The 16768-nt window shown below is 60.3% G+C and carries 12 protein-coding genes; 4 read left to right on the top strand and 8 right to left on the bottom strand.

Annotated elements, in window-relative coordinates; genetic code table 11:
- The first annotated feature begins 114 nt into the window (after positions 1–114).
- Positions 115–1413 (top strand): MFS family transporter, encoded by a 1299-nt coding sequence (locus tag ACYP2A_RS30235; protein WP_459749589.1) that lies wholly within the window; start codon positions 115–117, stop codon positions 1411–1413.
- A 178-nt stretch (positions 1414–1591) separates the two neighbouring features.
- Here the strand turns inward: ACYP2A_RS30235 and ACYP2A_RS30230 are convergent, their stop codons facing one another.
- Genes ACYP2A_RS30230 through ACYP2A_RS30220 form a run of 3 tightly spaced genes read right to left on the bottom strand, consistent with a single transcriptional unit; the run spans position 1592 to position 7344 of the window.
- The gene (locus ACYP2A_RS30230) at positions 1592–3052 is read right to left on the bottom strand and encodes an AdeC/AdeK/OprM family multidrug efflux complex outer membrane factor (RefSeq protein WP_459749588.1); all 1461 of its coding nucleotides are present in this window, start codon (positions 3050–3052) and stop codon (positions 1592–1594) included.
- A complete protein-coding gene (locus tag ACYP2A_RS30225) occupies positions 3049–6180 on the bottom strand; it encodes an efflux RND transporter permease subunit (RefSeq protein ID WP_459749587.1) in 3132 nt (1043 codons plus the stop codon). The genes ACYP2A_RS30230 and ACYP2A_RS30225 overlap by 4 nt, the downstream gene beginning before the upstream one ends.
- A gap of 3 nt (positions 6181–6183) precedes the next feature.
- Positions 6184–7344, bottom strand: coding sequence for an efflux RND transporter periplasmic adaptor subunit (locus ACYP2A_RS30220; protein WP_459749586.1), 1161 nt, complete (start codon positions 7342–7344; stop codon positions 6184–6186).
- A gap of 240 nt (positions 7345–7584) precedes the next feature.
- Between ACYP2A_RS30220 and ACYP2A_RS30215 the strand changes: the two genes are divergently transcribed.
- Both ACYP2A_RS30215 and ACYP2A_RS30210 read left to right on the top strand, forming a co-directional pair.
- Positions 7585–8223, top strand: a complete 639-nt coding sequence (locus ACYP2A_RS30215; RefSeq protein ID WP_459749585.1) for a TetR family transcriptional regulator — start codon at positions 7585–7587, stop codon at positions 8221–8223.
- A 277-nt stretch (positions 8224–8500) separates the two neighbouring features.
- A complete protein-coding gene (locus ACYP2A_RS30210) occupies positions 8501–9571 on the top strand; it encodes a DUF3396 domain-containing protein (protein WP_459749584.1) in 1071 nt (356 codons plus the stop codon).
- Here ACYP2A_RS30210 and ACYP2A_RS30205 read toward each other — a convergent pair.
- Positions 9568–11061, bottom strand: coding sequence for an MDR family MFS transporter (locus tag ACYP2A_RS30205; RefSeq protein WP_459749583.1), 1494 nt, complete (start codon positions 11059–11061; stop codon positions 9568–9570). The genes ACYP2A_RS30210 and ACYP2A_RS30205 overlap by 4 nt on opposite strands.
- 407 nt (positions 11062–11468) lie before the next feature.
- Here ACYP2A_RS30205 and ACYP2A_RS30200 point away from each other — a divergent pair, with 407 nt between their 5' ends.
- Positions 11469–11711 carry a hypothetical protein gene (locus ACYP2A_RS30200; protein WP_459749582.1) on the top strand — a complete coding sequence of 81 codons (243 nt, stop codon included), beginning with the start codon at positions 11469–11471 and terminating at the stop codon, positions 11709–11711.
- A 6-nt stretch (positions 11712–11717) separates the two neighbouring features.
- Here the strand turns inward: ACYP2A_RS30200 and ACYP2A_RS30195 are convergent, their stop codons facing one another.
- From ACYP2A_RS30195 to ACYP2A_RS30180, 4 genes are all read right to left on the bottom strand, one after another.
- Positions 11718–12341 (bottom strand): flavin reductase family protein, encoded by a 624-nt coding sequence (locus tag ACYP2A_RS30195; RefSeq protein WP_459749581.1) that lies wholly within the window; start codon positions 12339–12341, stop codon positions 11718–11720.
- A 176-nt stretch (positions 12342–12517) separates the two neighbouring features.
- Complete coding sequence (locus ACYP2A_RS30190) at positions 12518–12904, bottom strand: hypothetical protein (RefSeq protein ID WP_459749580.1); 387 nt, start codon at positions 12902–12904, stop codon at positions 12518–12520.
- A 364-nt stretch (positions 12905–13268) separates the two neighbouring features.
- Entirely contained in the window at positions 13269–14588 is a 1320-nt protein-coding gene (locus tag ACYP2A_RS30185) for an MFS transporter (RefSeq protein ID WP_459749579.1), read from the bottom strand.
- Between the two features lie 183 nt (positions 14589–14771).
- On the bottom strand, positions 14772–16658 hold the full coding sequence (locus ACYP2A_RS30180) for a hybrid sensor histidine kinase/response regulator (RefSeq protein ID WP_459749845.1): 1887 nt from the start codon (positions 16656–16658) through the stop codon (positions 14772–14774).
- Positions 16659–16768: the final 110 nt, after the last annotated feature.

The raw sequence follows: 16768 nt of genomic DNA, 5'->3' as shown, positions 1-16768 counted from the left end.
AGGCTCGGTATGTGGAACTTTAATCCCGCCAGTTGTGACCAATTGTTTCGTAATAAGGGGTATCCTGAACCCAGCAATTGCGCCAATACCACACCAGGATGGGGAGAAAGACACATGGCAACGACCACGCAGCCGCACTACACCGGAGAAGAGCGCCGCAAGCGCATCTTCGCGATCGTAGGGGCCTCGTCAGGCAACCTTGTCGAATGGTTCGACTTCTACATCTACGCCTTCTGCGCGATCTACTTTGCGCCTGCATTCTTCCCCTCCGATGATCCCACCGTACAGCTGCTCAATACCGCTGGCGTGTTTGCCGCAGGCTTTCTGATGCGCCCCATCGGCGGCTGGCTGTTTGGCCGGGTGGCCGACAAGCATGGGCGCAAAAGCTCGATGCTGATTTCGGTCAGCATGATGTGCGCAGGCTCGCTGGTCATCGCCTGTCTGCCGACCTACGCCAGCATTGGCGCCTGGGCACCGGCGCTGCTGTTGGTGGCGCGTCTGGTGCAGGGCTTGTCGGTGGGCGGCGAATACGGCACCACCGCCACCTACATGAGCGAAGTGGCGTTGCGCGGTCAGCGCGGCTTCTTCGCCTCGTTCCAGTACGTGACCCTGATCGGCGGCCAGTTGCTGGCAGTGCTGACCGTGGTCATCCTGCAGCAGTTTCTCAGCACTGAAGAACTGCGTGATTACGGCTGGCGTATCCCGTTCGTGGTCGGCGCCTGCGCGGCGGTCATCGCCCTGTTTCTGCGTCGCAGCCTGAATGAAACCACCACTGCCGAAAGCCGCAAGGACAAGGACGCCGGCAGCGTCGCGGCCTTGTTCAAACACCATAAAGCAGCCTTTATCACTGTGCTGGGTTACACCGCTGGCGGTTCGCTGATTTTCTACACCTTCACCACCTACATGCAGAAGTACCTGGTCAACACCGGTGGCATGCAGCCCAAGACCGCCAGCTACATCATGACCGGCGCGCTGTTTGTGTACATGTGCATGCAGCCGTTGTTCGGCATGCTGGCCGACCGTATCGGGCGCCGTAATTCGATGCTCTGGTTCGGCGCGCTGGGCACGCTGTGCACCTTCCCGATCCTGATGGCACTGAAGACCGTGACCAGTCCGTTCATAGCCTTTGCGTTGATCACCCTGGCGCTGGCGATTGTCAGCTTCTACACCTCGATCAGCGGGCTGGTAAAAGCCGAGATGTTCCCGCCGCAGGTGCGGGCGCTTGGCGTCGGGCTGGCGTATGCGGTGGCCAACGCGATGTTTGGTGGGTCGGCCGAGTATGTGGCGCTGAACCTGAAGAACGTGGGGATGGAAAACAGCTTCTACTGGTATGTGACGGTGATGATGGCCGTGGCTTTCCTGTTCAGCCTGCGCTTGCCTAAAGAGCCTGCTTATCTGCATCACGATCATTGATGGTTTTGATGGTTTTCTGGGTGGGGTGTGTTGGAATGACTGGTGGTTGTGGTCTGTGAGATGGGTTCCGACCCTTTCCGGGCCGGAACCTCTCTCTCAGACCGTCACCACAAGCCCGTCCACCCAAAAACAACAAACCCGCCATCAGGCGGGTTTGTTGTTTTTCATGTCAGCATTATCAGAACAACTGCACCGAAGGTTTTTCCTTGGCGATAGGTTGGTTCTGCGCGCTGTTCTCGTACCAGCCGCCACCGAGCGACTTGTACAGGTTGACCTCGCTGGTGAGCTGCGCCAGGCGGTCGGTGATCAGTGTCTGTTGGGCACTGAACAGCGAGCGCTGGGCGTCGAGGAAGGTCAGGTTGCTGTCGATGCCGATCCGGTAGCGACGCTCGGCCAGGCGGTAGTAATCCTGGTTGGCGGTCACGAAGTCACGCTGCGCCTGCAACTGTTCGTCGTAGGTCTTGCGTGCGGCCAGGCCGTCGGACACTTCCTGGAAGGCGGTCTGAATCGCCTTCTCGTAGTTGGCGACGCTGATTTCCTTCTGGATTTTGGAGTAGTCCAGGCTGGCACGCAGGCTGCCGGCGTTGAAGATCGGCAGGTTGATGCTCGGCTGGAACAACCAAGTGCCAGACCCCCCCTTGAACAGCCCCGACAGGTCAGGACTGATGGTGCCGGCATTGGCGGTCAGGCTGATGCTGGGGAAGAAGGCCGCACGTGCCGCGCCGATATTGGCGTTGGCCGCCTTGAGGCTGTGTTCGGCCTGGAGGATGTCCGGGCGACGCTGCAACAGGTCGGACGGCATGCCGGCCGGCATTTCGCTGAACAGGTCTGCGCTCAATGGCTGCGCTTCAGGCAAGCCGGCTGGCAGGCCGGTGCCCAGCAGCAGGGTCAGGTTGTTCTGATCCTGAGCCACCAGGCGCTGGTACTGGGCCAGCCGTGCCTTGGCGCTTTCGACCGAGGTACGTGCCTGGCTCAGGTCGAGTGCCGAGGCTACACCGACTTCGTTGCTGCGGCTGGTCAGGCGCAGGCTTTCGTCGTAGGTCTTGAGGGTATCCTGGGTCAGCTTGAGCAGCTCTTTGTCAGCCTGCAAGGTCAGGTAGGCATTGGCCACGCTGGCCACCAGGCTGATCTGCGTGCTGCGACGGGCTTCTTCGGTGGCGAAGTAGTTTTCCAGGGCCTGCTCGCTGAGGCTGCGCACCCGGCCGAACAGGTCCAGCTCATAGGCACTGATGCCCAGTGTTGCTGAATAGCTGCTGCTGATATTACTCTGGCCGGTGGTCGACATGTCGGCCGGCATGCGCTGGCGGCTGCCGCTGCCGGTGGCCGAAACCGCCGGGAACAGGTCGGCGCGCTGGATGCGGTACTGGGCGCGGTAGGCGTCGATGTTCAACGCCGCCACGCGCAGGTCGCGGTTGTTGACCAGCGCGGTCTCGATCAGCTTTTGCAGCGCAGGATCGCGGAAAAACTGCCGCCAGCCTTGCTCGGCCGCCGCCACATTGGCCGCCTGGGCCGGCTCGTAGGCCGGACCTTGCGGGTACTGCGCAGCCACCGGGGAGGCCGGTTGCTGATACTCGGGTATCAGGGAGCAGCCACTCAGAATGAACGCAGTGACAGCCAGGGAAATCAGTGACTTGCTCATTGGCCAGCCTCGTGGTGTTTAATGTTTTTCTGTTTGCCCTTGAACAGCCCGGAGATCGAGACGAAGAACAGCGGCACCCAGAAGATCGCCAGAACGACGGCGGTAATCATACCGCCGATTACGCCAGTACCAATCGAATGTTGGCTGCCGGAGCCGGCACCGGTGGAAATCACCAGCGGCACGACGCCGAGGATGAACGCCATCGAGGTCATGATGATCGGACGCAGACGCATCCGGCATGCTTCGACCGTAGCCTCGACCAGTCCCTTGCCCTGTTCGTGCAGCTCTTTGGCGAACTCGACGATCAGAATGGCGTTCTTCGCCGCCAGACCTACTGTCACCAGCAAGCCGACCTGGAAGAACACGTCGTTGGACAGGCCGCGCAGGCTGGTCGCCATCAAGGCACCGATAACCCCCAGTGGCACCACCAGCATGACCGCGATCGGGATCGACCAGCTTTCATACAGGGCCGCCAGGCAGAGGAACACCACCAGCAGCGACAGTGCGTACAGTGCAGGTGCTTGCGAGCCCGACAGGCGTTCTTCGTACGACAGGCCGGTCCAGGAAATACCGATACCCGCCGGCAGGTCCTTGGCCAGACGTTCGATCTCGGCCATGGCCTGGCCGGTGCTGTAACCCGGTGCCGGAGTACCGAGGATTTCCATGGCCGGTACACCGTTATAGCGCGTCAGCTTCGGTGCACCGAAGACCCACTCGCCGGTGGCGAAGGCCGACAATGGCACCATTTGCCCCTGGTTGTTGCGCACGTACCACTTTTTCAGGTCTTCAGGGTTCATCCGTGCACCGGCATCGCCTTGCAGGTAAACCTTCTTGACCCGGCCACGATCGATGAAGTCGTTGACGTAGCTGCCACCCAGCGCAATCGACAGGGTGTCGTTGATGTCCGACAAGGTCACACCCAGCGCGCTGGCGTGTTCGTCGTCGATGATCAACTGGTATTGCGGCTCATCGTTCAGGCCGTTGGGGCGCACGCCAGCGAGGATCTTGCTTTGCGCCGCTGCACCCAGCATCTGGTTGCGTGCCTGCAGGAGTTTTTCGTGGCCGACGCCACCCTGGTCTTGCAGGTAAACGTCGAAACCGGTGGCGTTACCCAGTTCCAGTACCGAAGGCGGCACGACGGCAAAGACCATTGCATCGCGCAGGCTGAAGAAATAGCCCTGAGCGCGCTTGGCCAGCTCGAATACGCTGTCTTCGGCGCCGCGTTCATCCCAGGGCTTGAGCAGCACGAAGGCGATCGCCGAACTTTGGCCGCGACCGGCAAAGTTGAAGCCGTTGACGGTAAACACCGACTTCACCGAACCGGACTCTTTGCTCAGCAGGTGCTCGCGCATGGTGTCCAGCACCTGTTGGGTGCGTTCGGACGTCGATCCTGCCGGGGTCTGGACCTGGACGAACATGACGCCCTGGTCTTCTTCTGGCAGGAAGGCCGCCGGGATGCGGTTGAACATCCACACCATGCCCACGCAGATCAGCACATACGCCAGGTAAGCCGGCCATTTGTGCTTGAGCATGCCGTTCACGCCGCGCTCGTAACCGTGTACGCCACGGTCGAAGGTGCGGTTGAACCAGCCGAAGAAGCCGCGTTTCTCCAGGTCATGCGAGTGGTCGATAGGCTTGAGCATCGTGGCGCACAGCGCCGGGGTGAAGATCAGTGCCACCACCACCGAGAGGGCCATGGCCGACACAATAGTGATCGAGAACTGCTTGTAGATGACCCCGGTCGAGCCGCCGAAGAACGCCATGGGCAGCAGTACCGCCGAAAGCACCAGGGCGATACCGACCAGCGCGCCCTGAATCTGGCTCATGGAGCGGATGGTCGCGTCACGCGGTGAAAGCTTGTCTTCGATCATCACCCGTTCGACGTTTTCGACCACCACGATGGCGTCGTCCACCAGCAAGCCGATGGCCAGAACCATACCGAACATGGTCAGGGTGTTGATGGTAAAACCGAAGGCCGCCAGGATACCGAAGGTGCCGAGCAATACCACCGGCACTGTCAGGGTGGTGATCACCGTGGCGCGGAAGTTCTGCAAGAACAGGTACATGACCAGGAACACCAGCACGACCGCTTCGATCAGGGTGTGGACCACACCGGAAATCGATTCGCTGACCACTGGCGTGGTGTCATACGGGAACACCACTTCCATGCCTGGCGGGAAGAATGGCTCCAGCGAGGCGACCGTCGCGCGGATGGCCTTGGCGGTGTCCAGTGCGTTGGCGCCGGGGGCGAGCTTGATCGCCAGGCCCGAGGCCGGCTTACCGTTGAACTGCGAGTCGACGCTGTAGTTCTGCGCGCCCAGACCGACCGTGGCGACATCCTTGATGCGCACTTGCGAGCCGTCGGTGTTGACCTTGAGCAGGATGTTTTCGAACTGCTCGGCGGTCTGCAGGCGGGTCTTGCCGATGATCGTGGCGTTGAGTTGCTGGCCGCTGATAGCCGGCAGGCCGCCGAGCTGGCCGCTGGCAACCTGGACGTTCTGTGCGGTGATGGCGGTTTTCACGTCGCCCGGTGTCAGCTGAAAGTTGTTCAGCTTGGCCGGGTCGAGCCAGATGCGCATCGCGTACTGGGCACCGAATACCTGAAAGTCACCCACACCCGAGGTCCGCGAGATCGGGTCCTGCATGTTGGAGACGATGTAGTTGGCCAGGTCTTCCTTGGTCAGGCTGCCGTCTGCAGACACCAGGCCGATCACCATCAGGAAGTTTTTCACCGCCTTGGTCACGCGGATACCTTGCTGCTGCACTTCTTGGGGCAGCAGCGGGGTGGCCAGGTTGAGCTTGTTCTGCACCTGAACCTGCGCGGTATCAGGGTTGGTACCCTGCTCGAAGGTCACGGTGATGGTCATGCTGCCGTCAGAGTTACTTTCCGAGCCGACATAACGCAAGCGGTCGATACCGTTGAGCTGTTGCTCGATGACCTGAACCACGGTGTCTTGCACGGTCTGCGCCGAGGCGCCCGGGTAGCTTACCTGGATGTCGATGGCCGGCGGGGCGATGCTCGGGTACTGGTTGATCGGCAGCTTGAGAATCGACAAGCCGCCGACCAGCATGATCACCAGGGCAATTACCCAGGCGAAGATGGGACGGTCAATAAAAAATTTCGACATGGGTTACTCCCCTTGGCTGCCGGCGGCTTTATTGGTGGCCGCAGCAGGTGCCGGGTTGGCGCCTTTGACGTTGCTCGCTTCGCTGGCTTTGACTTCAGCGCCCGGTTTTACGTATTGCAGGCCTTCGGTGATGATGCGATCGCCATCGTTCAGGCCTTTTTCGACCAGCCACTTGTCGCCCACGGTACGGTCGGCCACCAGCGTGCGCTGCTCGACCTTGTTGTCGGCAGTGACCACCAGCGCAGTCGGGGTGCCTTTCTGGTCACGGGTCACGCCTTGTTGCGGGGCCAGGATCGCCTTGGCGTTCACACCCGACTGCAGTTGCGCATGCACGAACATGCCTGGCAGCAAACGATGCTCGGGGTTGGGGAACACGGCGCGCAGGGTGACCGAGCCGCTGGTCTGGTCGACGGTGACTTCGGAAAACTCCAGCGTGCCTTCTTGCGGATAGGCGCTGTTGTCTTCCAGGGTCAGCTTGACCTTGGCGCTGTTGTCGCCGGTTTTCTGCAATTTGCCGCTTTCAAGGTCGGCACGCAGCTTGAGCATCTCGGCCGAGGACTGCACCACGTCGACATAGATCGGGTCGAGCTGCTGGATGGTGGCCAGGGCGCTGGTCTGGCCGCTGGTGACCAGCGCGCCTTCCGTCACCACCGAGCGACCGATACGTCCGGAAATCGGCGCCAGCACCTTGGTGTAGCGCAGGTTGATCTGCGCGGTCTGCAATGCGGCTTGAGCTTCAAGGCTGGTGGCCAGGGCCTGGTCGTATTCCTGGCGGCTGACGGCTTGCTCGCTGACCAGCTGCTTGTAGCGGTCAGCCAGCGACTTGGCCGATTGCAGCGTGGCCTTGGCACTGTTGGCAGTGGCCTCGTACAGCGCGGGGTCGATCTGGTAGAGCTGCTGACCGGCCTTGACGTCGCCGCCTTCGGTGAACAGGCGCTTGAGAATGATGCCGTCGACCTGTGGCCTGACCTCGGCAACCCGGAAGGCGGTGGTCCGGCCCGGGAGTTCGGTGGTCAGGGTATAAGGCTGGGCTTTGAGGGTCACCACGCCGACCTGAGGAGTCTGAGCGGGCGGAGCCGCTTCTTCCTTCTTGCTACAACCGCTGAGCAGTGTTGCCAGGGCGATGGCAGTGACCAGAACGGGAACAGCTGGCTTGAATTGCATGAAGATCCTCGGGGTCGGAAGCCTTGATTGCTCAAGAATTTAGAGATTTGTAAAAACTTTGTTGCTAGATGCGTAGCATGCTAACTAATATACTTACATTCACGGCTGTTTGTAAACAGCGCGCTATGGGGCCAAAGGCCGCAGACAGCGGATCGGGACGGCGCAAAAAAGCGCTCGCCCGATCACGACTCCATGCCCGAAGCAGACAGGCTGGAGCATTTTTATTGAGGTTTTACTGCCATGGTTCGTCGCACCAAAGAGGAAGCTCAAGCCACCCGTAGCCAGATTCTGGAAGCTGCCGAGCAGGCGTTCTATGAGCGCGGCGTCGCGCGGACCACGCTCGCCGACATCGCGACGCTTGCAGGCGTGACCCGGGGTGCCATTTATTGGCACTTCACCAACAAGGCCGAGCTGGTGCAGGCGATGCTCGACAGCCTGCATGAGCCCCTTGAAGAAATGTCCCTGGCCAGCCACAACGAGGCCGAAGTCGACCCTTTGGGCTGCATAAAAAAACTGCTCATTCATTTGTTTCATCAAGTTTCCAAGGACCCGAAAACCCGACGCATCAATGAGATCCTTTTTCACAAATGCGAGTTCACTGATGAAATGTGCGATTTTCGCCGTCAACGACGGGCCAATACCCTGTTTTGTAACGAACGGATCGGCCTTGCATTAAGCAATGCCGTGCGCAAGGGACAATTGCCGGCCACGCTGGACATCTCCCGAGCCTCGGTGTGTATGCATGCCTACATCGATGGCATTCTTGGGCAGTGGTTGCTGGTGCCGGACAGTTTTTGCCTGCACGAGCAGGCCGAGCCACTGATCGACACGTGCCTGGATATGTTGAAACTCAGCCCGGCGCTGCGCATGGCGTCATGAAGAGCATTAGCGATTTTAGTGCCATGTCCGAAATGATGCGCCACCACGGTGTATTTATCGCGATTGAAAGTAGGAAAATGTCGCGTCTGACAGACCGAAAGTCAGACATTTCCAGATACGTGTAGCTCATTTCCTAAACTTCTCTAGCCATATTGCCCGCCTGCGCATCTGTCTGCACTCTTCGGCCCTCGACAGTGCAGGCAGGACGGCAGACATGTGGCAAGCAACACCGGAATCGGAGCGTTCACTGGCAAGGCTGATGCATCAGGCACAGTCTATGGCTATCAATAATGCTCGCGGCCTGCCCATCGTCCGCTTGGGGCTGATCACTACGCTGTATTTCAAGAACGGCCATACACCAGCGGTGCGCGAGCGTCTTGAGGCCTGTTTCATCCGCTTTTATCAAGCGTTCAAATCCGGGCTTGAATGCCAGTTTTTTCAACACCGACGCACACTCAGTGCTTCCGGTTTCGCCGCTTGTCGCCGACGGGTGCGTGAAATGGCGCAGGACCGGCCGCTGCTGTGGTCATTGTCCAGCAGCGGCGCCGAGCAAGTGGCCGAATGCAGTCTGTTCGTCATGGCCACGACCCGCGCGCAGGCCGAGGACGACCTGTCCTGCCTGAAAATGGTGTTGCCTTTGTCATACCTGAGCGAGCCCGACGGGCTGCGTACCTACGATGACTGGATTCGCTACCTGTGCGCTGCAGTACGCGCCGAGCATGGTTTTGGCGGGCTGGCCTGTGTGCTGCCGTCCGAGGGGCACCGTTATCTGCCTTGGGAATACCAGTTTGCCCGGCGCTACAGCGGGCTGATGGTCGACCCGCGTCCGCACATCGACAGCCTGCGCTTGCTCAAACACATCAAGGGCGTCAATTGGTACACGGTGTTGGGGCAGTCATTCGTCAAACGCCTGGGCGGCAATGATGCCTTGCGGGCGCGATCGAGCGATTGGAGCGATGTGCTGTTTCAGGCTTACGACGGTGGTCTGTTGATTCGCGCAGGCCAGGTGCCGGAACTGGGCGATGTGAAGTTGCCTGCGCCCAAGGCGTATGTGCAGGTCAATCGGCTGATTGGCCCGGTGCGCTTGCAAGACACCGGTTGCCTGCACCCTTATTTGCCGACCGGCAAGGGGTTCACTCAGGAAAGCACCGCCCGCTGGTATGCGCGTTTCGACGACAAGCCCTTGCCGCCGGTCAATGCAGGCGATGCCTGCCCGCAAAGTGGTTACTGGTTCAGTAACGCTCGGGCCGGTTCACGGCGCCGGTTTTGCGAGGGCGAAATCATGCCCGCTTTCGAGGGGATCAAGCCTGAACGCACACAGTGGTTCATGGATAAGCATCAGGGTTAACGCCCGCGCAGCAGCGTATTCGGCATCGCCAGGGCCACACCAAGCCCTAGCAGGGCGATGCCGACGCTGACCAGCAGCAGATGGCGAAAGGTTTGCGCCAATTCGGCGCGCAGCGCTTCAAGTGCCGGCCCATGGGTTGCATCGAGACTGGCGAGCAAGGCATTGCCCGAGTGACCCTCGCCACCCAAGGCACCTGCACCCAGCGCGCCAATACCGGTGGTTTGCAGCATGGCCAGTAATAAAGCCGACATCAGCGCCACACCCATCGCACCGCCCAGCGAGCGAAACAGGTTGCTGGTGCTGGTCGCCACACCGATGTCACGTGCCTGCACGGCATTCTGCCCGCCGACCAGGGCGGTGGGGAACAGCATGCCCGTGGCAATGCCGGTCAGCACCATAAACAGGCCGGTGACCAGCACCTGCTGCGGTGCGGTGAAAGCGATGCCCAGAATGGCCAGCGGCAGCAACAGCGCGCCGCCGAGAATCAAGGGTTGGTAGCGCCCGGTCAATGACGCACGCTTGCCGGCGCAATAAGCCCCCATCGGCATGCCCATGGCCAGCGGTAATAGATGCAGGGCCGCACTGTCGGCGCCCGCACCGGTCAGCGTCTGGTAACGCAACGGCATCAGCACGGTCAGTGAAATGGACTGAAAGCTGGCAAAGAACACAGTCAACCAGCACAACACCGCGCTGCGACTGGCAAACAGGTGCATCGGCAGCACCGGTTCAACCGCACGGCGTTCATAAGCAATAAAGCTCACCAGGGCCAGCACGGCGACGCCCAGCAGAATTTGTACCTGGCGATCGGCAAGGCCGTGGCCCTGACCGATCTCGGTGATTCCCAGTAACAAGGCGCTGAGGCCGACGATCATCAGCATCGTGCCCAGGTAATCGATGACCGGTTTGCGCTGCGGAACAGGCAGGCCTTTAAGTGTGCGGTGGGCAACGACCAACGCGACGAGGCCCAGCGGCAGATTGACCAGAAACACCCAGCGCCACGACCAGTATTCGGTCATGACCCCGCCCAATACAGGGCCGGCGACGCTGGCCAAGGCATACATGCTGCTGAAATAGCCTTGATAACGACCCCGTTCGCGAGGCGGGATAATGTCGCCGATAATGGCCTGACTGACCGAAACCATGCCGCCGGCACCAATGCCTTGCAGCACCCGCGCCAGTACCAGTTGTTCCATGCTGTGTGCCAGGCCGCACAGCAGCGAGGCGAACGTGAACAGGCTCAGGCCAATCAGCATCAGCCGTCGCCGACCATACAGATCGCCAAGCTTGCCGTAGATCGGCACGGCGACCGTCATGGCGACCATATAGCCGGAAATCACCCAGGCCAGCAGGTCGACCTCTTTCAATTGTGCAGAAATGGCCGGCAGCGACACGGCGACGATGGTCTGGTCGAGTGCACTGAGAAAGGTCGCCATCATCAGGGCGAACAAAATACTGCCGATTGCAGGCGAGGGCGGGCTGGAGCGGGTCACGGCAAAACCTGAAGGCAATGGTCCCGATCACGGGCGGGCGGTAATGCCGGTCAGTTTAGTCCGTTAGCTTGCTAATCGATAGTCTGAGCGTCATCGCAAGGCGGCCAGAGAAGCATTGGCTGGTGAGCAGTGGCCAAAGAAACAGGCTGCGGCGCGTGGGGCCTCACGGATCTGCTCGATACGCCAGGCGCCTGCTGCATACAGGGCGACAACGCTAATCAGGCCCAGTGCGGCCAGGCATTTTCTTGTTGTAACTCTCATTACGCACCCCTTGCATCTACCGATGGAGTATTGAAAAGAGCTACTTGAAGTGTAGGACAAAGTCTTGCCCTGCCAAGAAAATTGGCACAAGGCTATCTATACGGCTTTAAAATCCTGGGTCGATATTCACAACAGGAGCAAACCGCATGGCCCGCAAGGCATTCGCACATTTTGAAGCCGTCTCGGCGGTGATCCCAGCGCAGGGCGTTTATCAGGCAGCGATTGCCGTCAAGGCGCTGGAAGGCGGCGGGGCGCCGCGTTTTCATGCCGTGCTGAGCGGCCAGACCTTCAAAACCGCCGATGAGGCTGACCAGGCCGCTGTGGACGAACTTGAGCGGTTGCTCGACGTCGATGCCGACGCCGAGCTGGTGTGGCGCCCGCTTTCGTAAGCCGGCTCAGGCGTTGGGGCGGCGCATTTTGAACAGTGCTTCCGGCCCCAGCTGGAAATAATCGGCAGGACCGCCGCCGCGCAGAATCGGCTCGGCGGCGGCGGTGTCGTAGACACCGTCCTTGAGCAGCCAGGTGGCGATGTGCACGGCCACCACTTCACCCAGAATCAGCCAGCTCGGCACCAGTTCCTGATCGGCGCGCTTGAGCTGCACGATCTGGGTCACCTTGCATTCGAATGCTACCGGCGTTTCTTTCACCCTTGGCACTGCCACTTTCTGTGAGGCCTGTGGTGTCAGTCCGGCCAATTGAAATTCGTCGACCTCGGCAGGCACGGGCGCGCAACTCTGGTTCATGGCCTCGGCCAGTGAGCGGGTCGCCAGGTTCCAGACGAACTCGCCGGTCTGCTCGATGTTATTGAGACTGTCCTTGCGACCGACGCTGGAGAAACCAATGATCGGTGGCACATAGTTGAAGGCATTGAAAAAACTGTAGGGGGCCAGGTTCAGTACACCGTGGGCATCCTGAGAGGAGATCCAGCCGATAGGGCGCGGGCCGACAATAGCGTTGAACGGATCATGCGGCAGGCCGTGGCCCTTTGACGGTTCGTAGGAGTAGATGTCATCTGACATGGCGCGCTTCCTGGCAACAGGTTTTTTGTTGAGCTACATAGTGCTGGCGCAGGCGGGTTGTGGCAATCGGTGTGGTGAGATGGCTGAAACGAGACATAAAAAAATGCCGGTCAGCGGGGACTGATCGGCATTGAAGGGGAGCATCAAGGAGCAAGAGCACAACGTAAATCATCGGATCAGATCAGGCGGTTGGCACCGACACGATCAGCACCGTCAGCAGCCAGGCGGTTGGCACCTACGTGGTCAGCGCCATCGGAGGTCAGGCGGTTGGCACCGACACGATCAGCACCGTCAGCGGCCAGGCGGTTGGCACCTACGTGGTCAGCGCCATCGGAAGTCAGGCGGTTGGCACCGACACGATCAGCACCGTCAGCGGCCAGGCCCTGGTCGTCACGGTGGGTGTCGATCACTGGCTGGCGGTTAGGGCCGACATTGTCGGAACCATCGGCAGCGATGTAGTCAGCGCTGATAGCTTGTTGAGTGGCGTCAGTGGCTGGCAGGGCGAAGGCGCTGGAAGCCAGGACAGAGAAGATCAGGCCGGCGAATGCAGTAGTCTTTTTCATGAGAGTGTCTCCAGAGTCGGGAAGTCAGGTCGGGGTTGTTGTCCCGGTATGGAGGCCATGCTACGCCGCTGATGATTATTAAGAAGTTAATAGGGTTGCTAGCGAACATTGCTGAAAATGATAGTTGGCCGCAACGCCCGGTTTTCGGGCCGTGCAGGCAAAAATGGGCACTGGCGGTGCATTTGCGGAAATATCGTGAAATAAAGCCCCTTGACAAAATTAAAATCGTCTTCTATAGGCTCTAGGGCAAGGGGGGCAGGTCTTTTTCGTGCACCGTCATGAGCCGGGTAACGGCTGGGTACTGAATGAAAAAAGGGGCAGGCCACGAATGTGGGCTGCCCCTGTGTATCACCGTGACGCGAGGTCAGTCGGTTTCGATGCGCGAGTGCTTGCGTGTGTCCTTCATGAACACGTACACCAGCAGCGAACAGGCGATACAGGCAGTGACATACCAGTAGTAGCCGGTTTCCATGCCAACGCTCTTGAACCACAGCGCGATGTATTCAGCCGTGCCACCAAACAGCGAAACGGTCAGGGCATACGGCAGGCCGACGCCCAGTGCGCGGATCTCGGTAGGGAACAGCTCGGCCTTGACCACCGCGTTGATCGAGGTATAGCCGCTGACGATGATCAGCGCGCCCATGATCAGGAAGAACGCGCCCCACCAGCTCTGGATGGTGTGCAGGGTCGTCAGGATCGGCACCGTGAACAGCGTCCCCAGCACGCCGAAGGCAATCAGGATCGGACGTCGGCCGATCTTGTCGGACAGCGCACCAATCACCGGTTGCAGCAGCATGAACAGGAACAGGGTGGCGGCCGAGATGGTGGTCGAGTCACTGATACTCATGCCCACCGTGTTGACCAGGTACTTCTGCATGTAGGTGGTGTAGGTATAGAACGCCAGGGTGCCGCCCATGGTCAGGCCGACCACGGTCATCAGTTCCTTGGGGTGGCGCATCAGCGTGCGCATCAGGCTTTCCTTGGCCTTTTCTTTCTTCTTCCTGGTGAACGACTCGGTTTCTTCCATGCCGCGGCGCAGGTACAGCGCGACCACTGCGCACAGGGCGCCGATCACGAACGGAATGCGCCAGCCCCAGGCATACAGCTCTTCGGTGGTCAGGACATTTTGCAGAACGATCAGCACGCCCAGGGCGATGAGCTGCCCGGAAATCAGGGTCACGTACTGGAAGCTGGAGAAGAAGCCGCGACGCTCCTTGGTGGCCATTTCGCTGAGGTAGGTGGCCGAGGTGCCGTATTCGCCACCCACCGACAGGCCCTGCAGCAGGCGGGCGAAGATCAGCAGGATCGGCGCGCCGATACCGATGGTTTCATAGCCCGGCGTCAGGGCAATGACCAGCGAGCCGAAGCACATCAGAATCACCGAGGCCATCAGCGCCGCCTTGCGGCCCTTGTAGTCGGCATACAGGCCCATCAGCCAGCCACCGATAGGGCGCATCAGAAAACCGACGGCGAAGATCGCGGCAGTGTTGAGCAGCTGTGCGGTGGTGTCGCCTTTGGGGAAGAACGCTTTGGCGAAATACAGCGAGAAGGCCGCGTAGACATACCAATCGTACCACTCGACCATGTTGCCGACCGAGCCGCTGAAAATCGATTTCAAGCGCGAGGAAGTGGTTTTCGGGGTGGCGGAGGTGCCCGCCGACTCAGTAGAGGTGGGAATAGCCATCTTGATCCTTGCCAGGTCATTGTTGTTAGTAAGGGCCGCGTGACTGCGACCCATAGGCATGACATAGCAGGACTTGTGCCAGGCCCTGAAGGCCCGGAATAGACAGGTTTGTCTGGGCTGGATAAGCAATAATCCGCTTATTCGCCTGATCAGGGTAGGCGGATTATTGCCTATCGATGCGCCTCAACCGTGGTGTTGCCGAACGCTGGCGTGCAAATGTGCGCACAGATCCTCGATGCGGTAGGGCTTTTGCAGCAGCTTGAAACGCTGGGATTCACCTCGGCTGAAATCGGCAAACTCAGTGCTGTAGCCAGTGGTGAGAATCACCGGCAGCCCAGGCCAGGCGGCTTCAATCTCGGCATACAGCTCAATGCCGCTCATGCCGGGCATCGCGATATCGGAAAACACCACATCAAAACACTGCGCATCGCGCCGCAGCAGTTGCAGGGCCTCTTCGGCAGCGGGTACCCAGGAGACCTCAAAGCCGCTTTGTTCAAGCATCGCCGAGGTGTAGGTACCGATCTCTGCATTGTCTTCGACCATCAAGACCCTGAGCCCGGCTGCCATCGACGCCGCAGGCTGCGCGGTCTGTGCAGGCAATGCTGGCGGCTCGGCGGCGCTGGGCAGGTACAGGGTAAAGCGGCTGCCGCTGCCCAGTTGGCTGTACACGGCGACTTCGCCACCCGATTGCTTGGCAAAGCCGAATACCTGCGACAACCCAAGGCCGGTGCCTTCGCCGATGGCTTTGGTGGTATAGAACGGCTCGAAAATTATCCCCAGTTTGTCGGCGGCGATGCCCGAACCGGTGTCGGTCAGGGCGACGGACACATAATCGCCCTGCGTCAGTGTCGGCAATGGCGCCGCCATCGAACGATCGACACGCTCGACACGAATACTCAAATGGCCGACACCGGCCATGGCATCCCGTGCATTGACCACCATATTGATCAGCGCAGTGTCGAACTGGCTGCCATCGGCGTAGATATGGCAAGGTTCGGCGGGTAACTCGATATTCACCTGAATGCGTGAGCCGGTCAGGATGTCCATCATTTCGCCGATGCGCGACACGCTTTCATTGATGTCGAACACTTGCGGCTGCAAGGCCTGGCGCCGCGCAAAAGCCAGTAGCTGGCCGGTCAGGCGCGCGGCGCGGTCAACAGTGCTGGAAATGGCCTGTACATACTTTGCCCGCTTGGCTTCGGGCAGGTCCGCAGGCTTCAGCAGGTCGGTGCACGACTTGATCACCGTCAGCAGGTTATTGAAGTCATGGGCTACGCCGCCGGTCAACTGGCCGATGGCTTCCAGCTTCTGCGCCTGACGCAACGATTCTTCGGAGACCCGCAACGCTTCGCTGGCTTCTACTTGCTCCTGAATGTCGCGGCCCACGGCATGCGCGAACTGCTGGTCGGGCACGGCGGCCCAGGCGATGGTGCGATACGAGCCATTGGCATGGCGGTAGCGGTTCTTGAAGTCGGCAATTCTCAAGCCGTGTGCCAGTCGTGTCATGGCGTCGCGGGTCGGTTCGACGTCATCGGGGTGCACCAGATGCATGAAGTCGGTGCCCAGCAATTGTTGCTCGTCCCAGCCCATCACGCTGCTCCAGGCCGGGTTGAGCGCATGAATGATGCCGTCGAAATGCGCCACCAGCATCAGGTCGGTCGACATCTGCCAGATCCGGTCACGGTCGCGGGTGCGTTCTATAACCCGTTGTTCAAGCGAGTCGTTAAGCGCCCGCAGGCCTTCCTGGTCGTGGATCACGCACAGCGCACCTTCGATCTGGCTGTCGCTGGCCAGCAATGAATCGTGCAGGGGAGAGCAGGACAGTGCCCACCAGCGGGTTTCAGCCTGCTCTCGCAGCACGGGCATGGACTCGCACTGCGAGCGCTGCCCGGCCAGTGCCTGCTCGATAAACGGACGCAGCGTGGCCCACGGCAAACCGGTCAGCGAAGCGGCGGGCTGGCCTTGTACTCGGTGTGCCGGCAAACCCAGCGCTGCGCAACAGGCATCGTTGGCAAACAGGATGTGTTGCGGGCCCCAGACCAGCAGCATGCAGGCAGGCGAGGCGAACATCAGGTTCAAGGCGCCGCACAACGGCGCCGGCCAGTGTTCGCGGTTGCCCAGCACATGGCTGGACCAGTCATGCAGGCTCACAAAAAAAGCTGCTTCTGTGCCTTTGCCGG

The sequence above is a fragment of the Pseudomonas sp. 3A(2025) genome (assembly GCF_054589175.1).
Note: the sequence above shows the minus strand (reverse complement) of the source record. Positions and strands in the feature narration are given on the sequence as shown.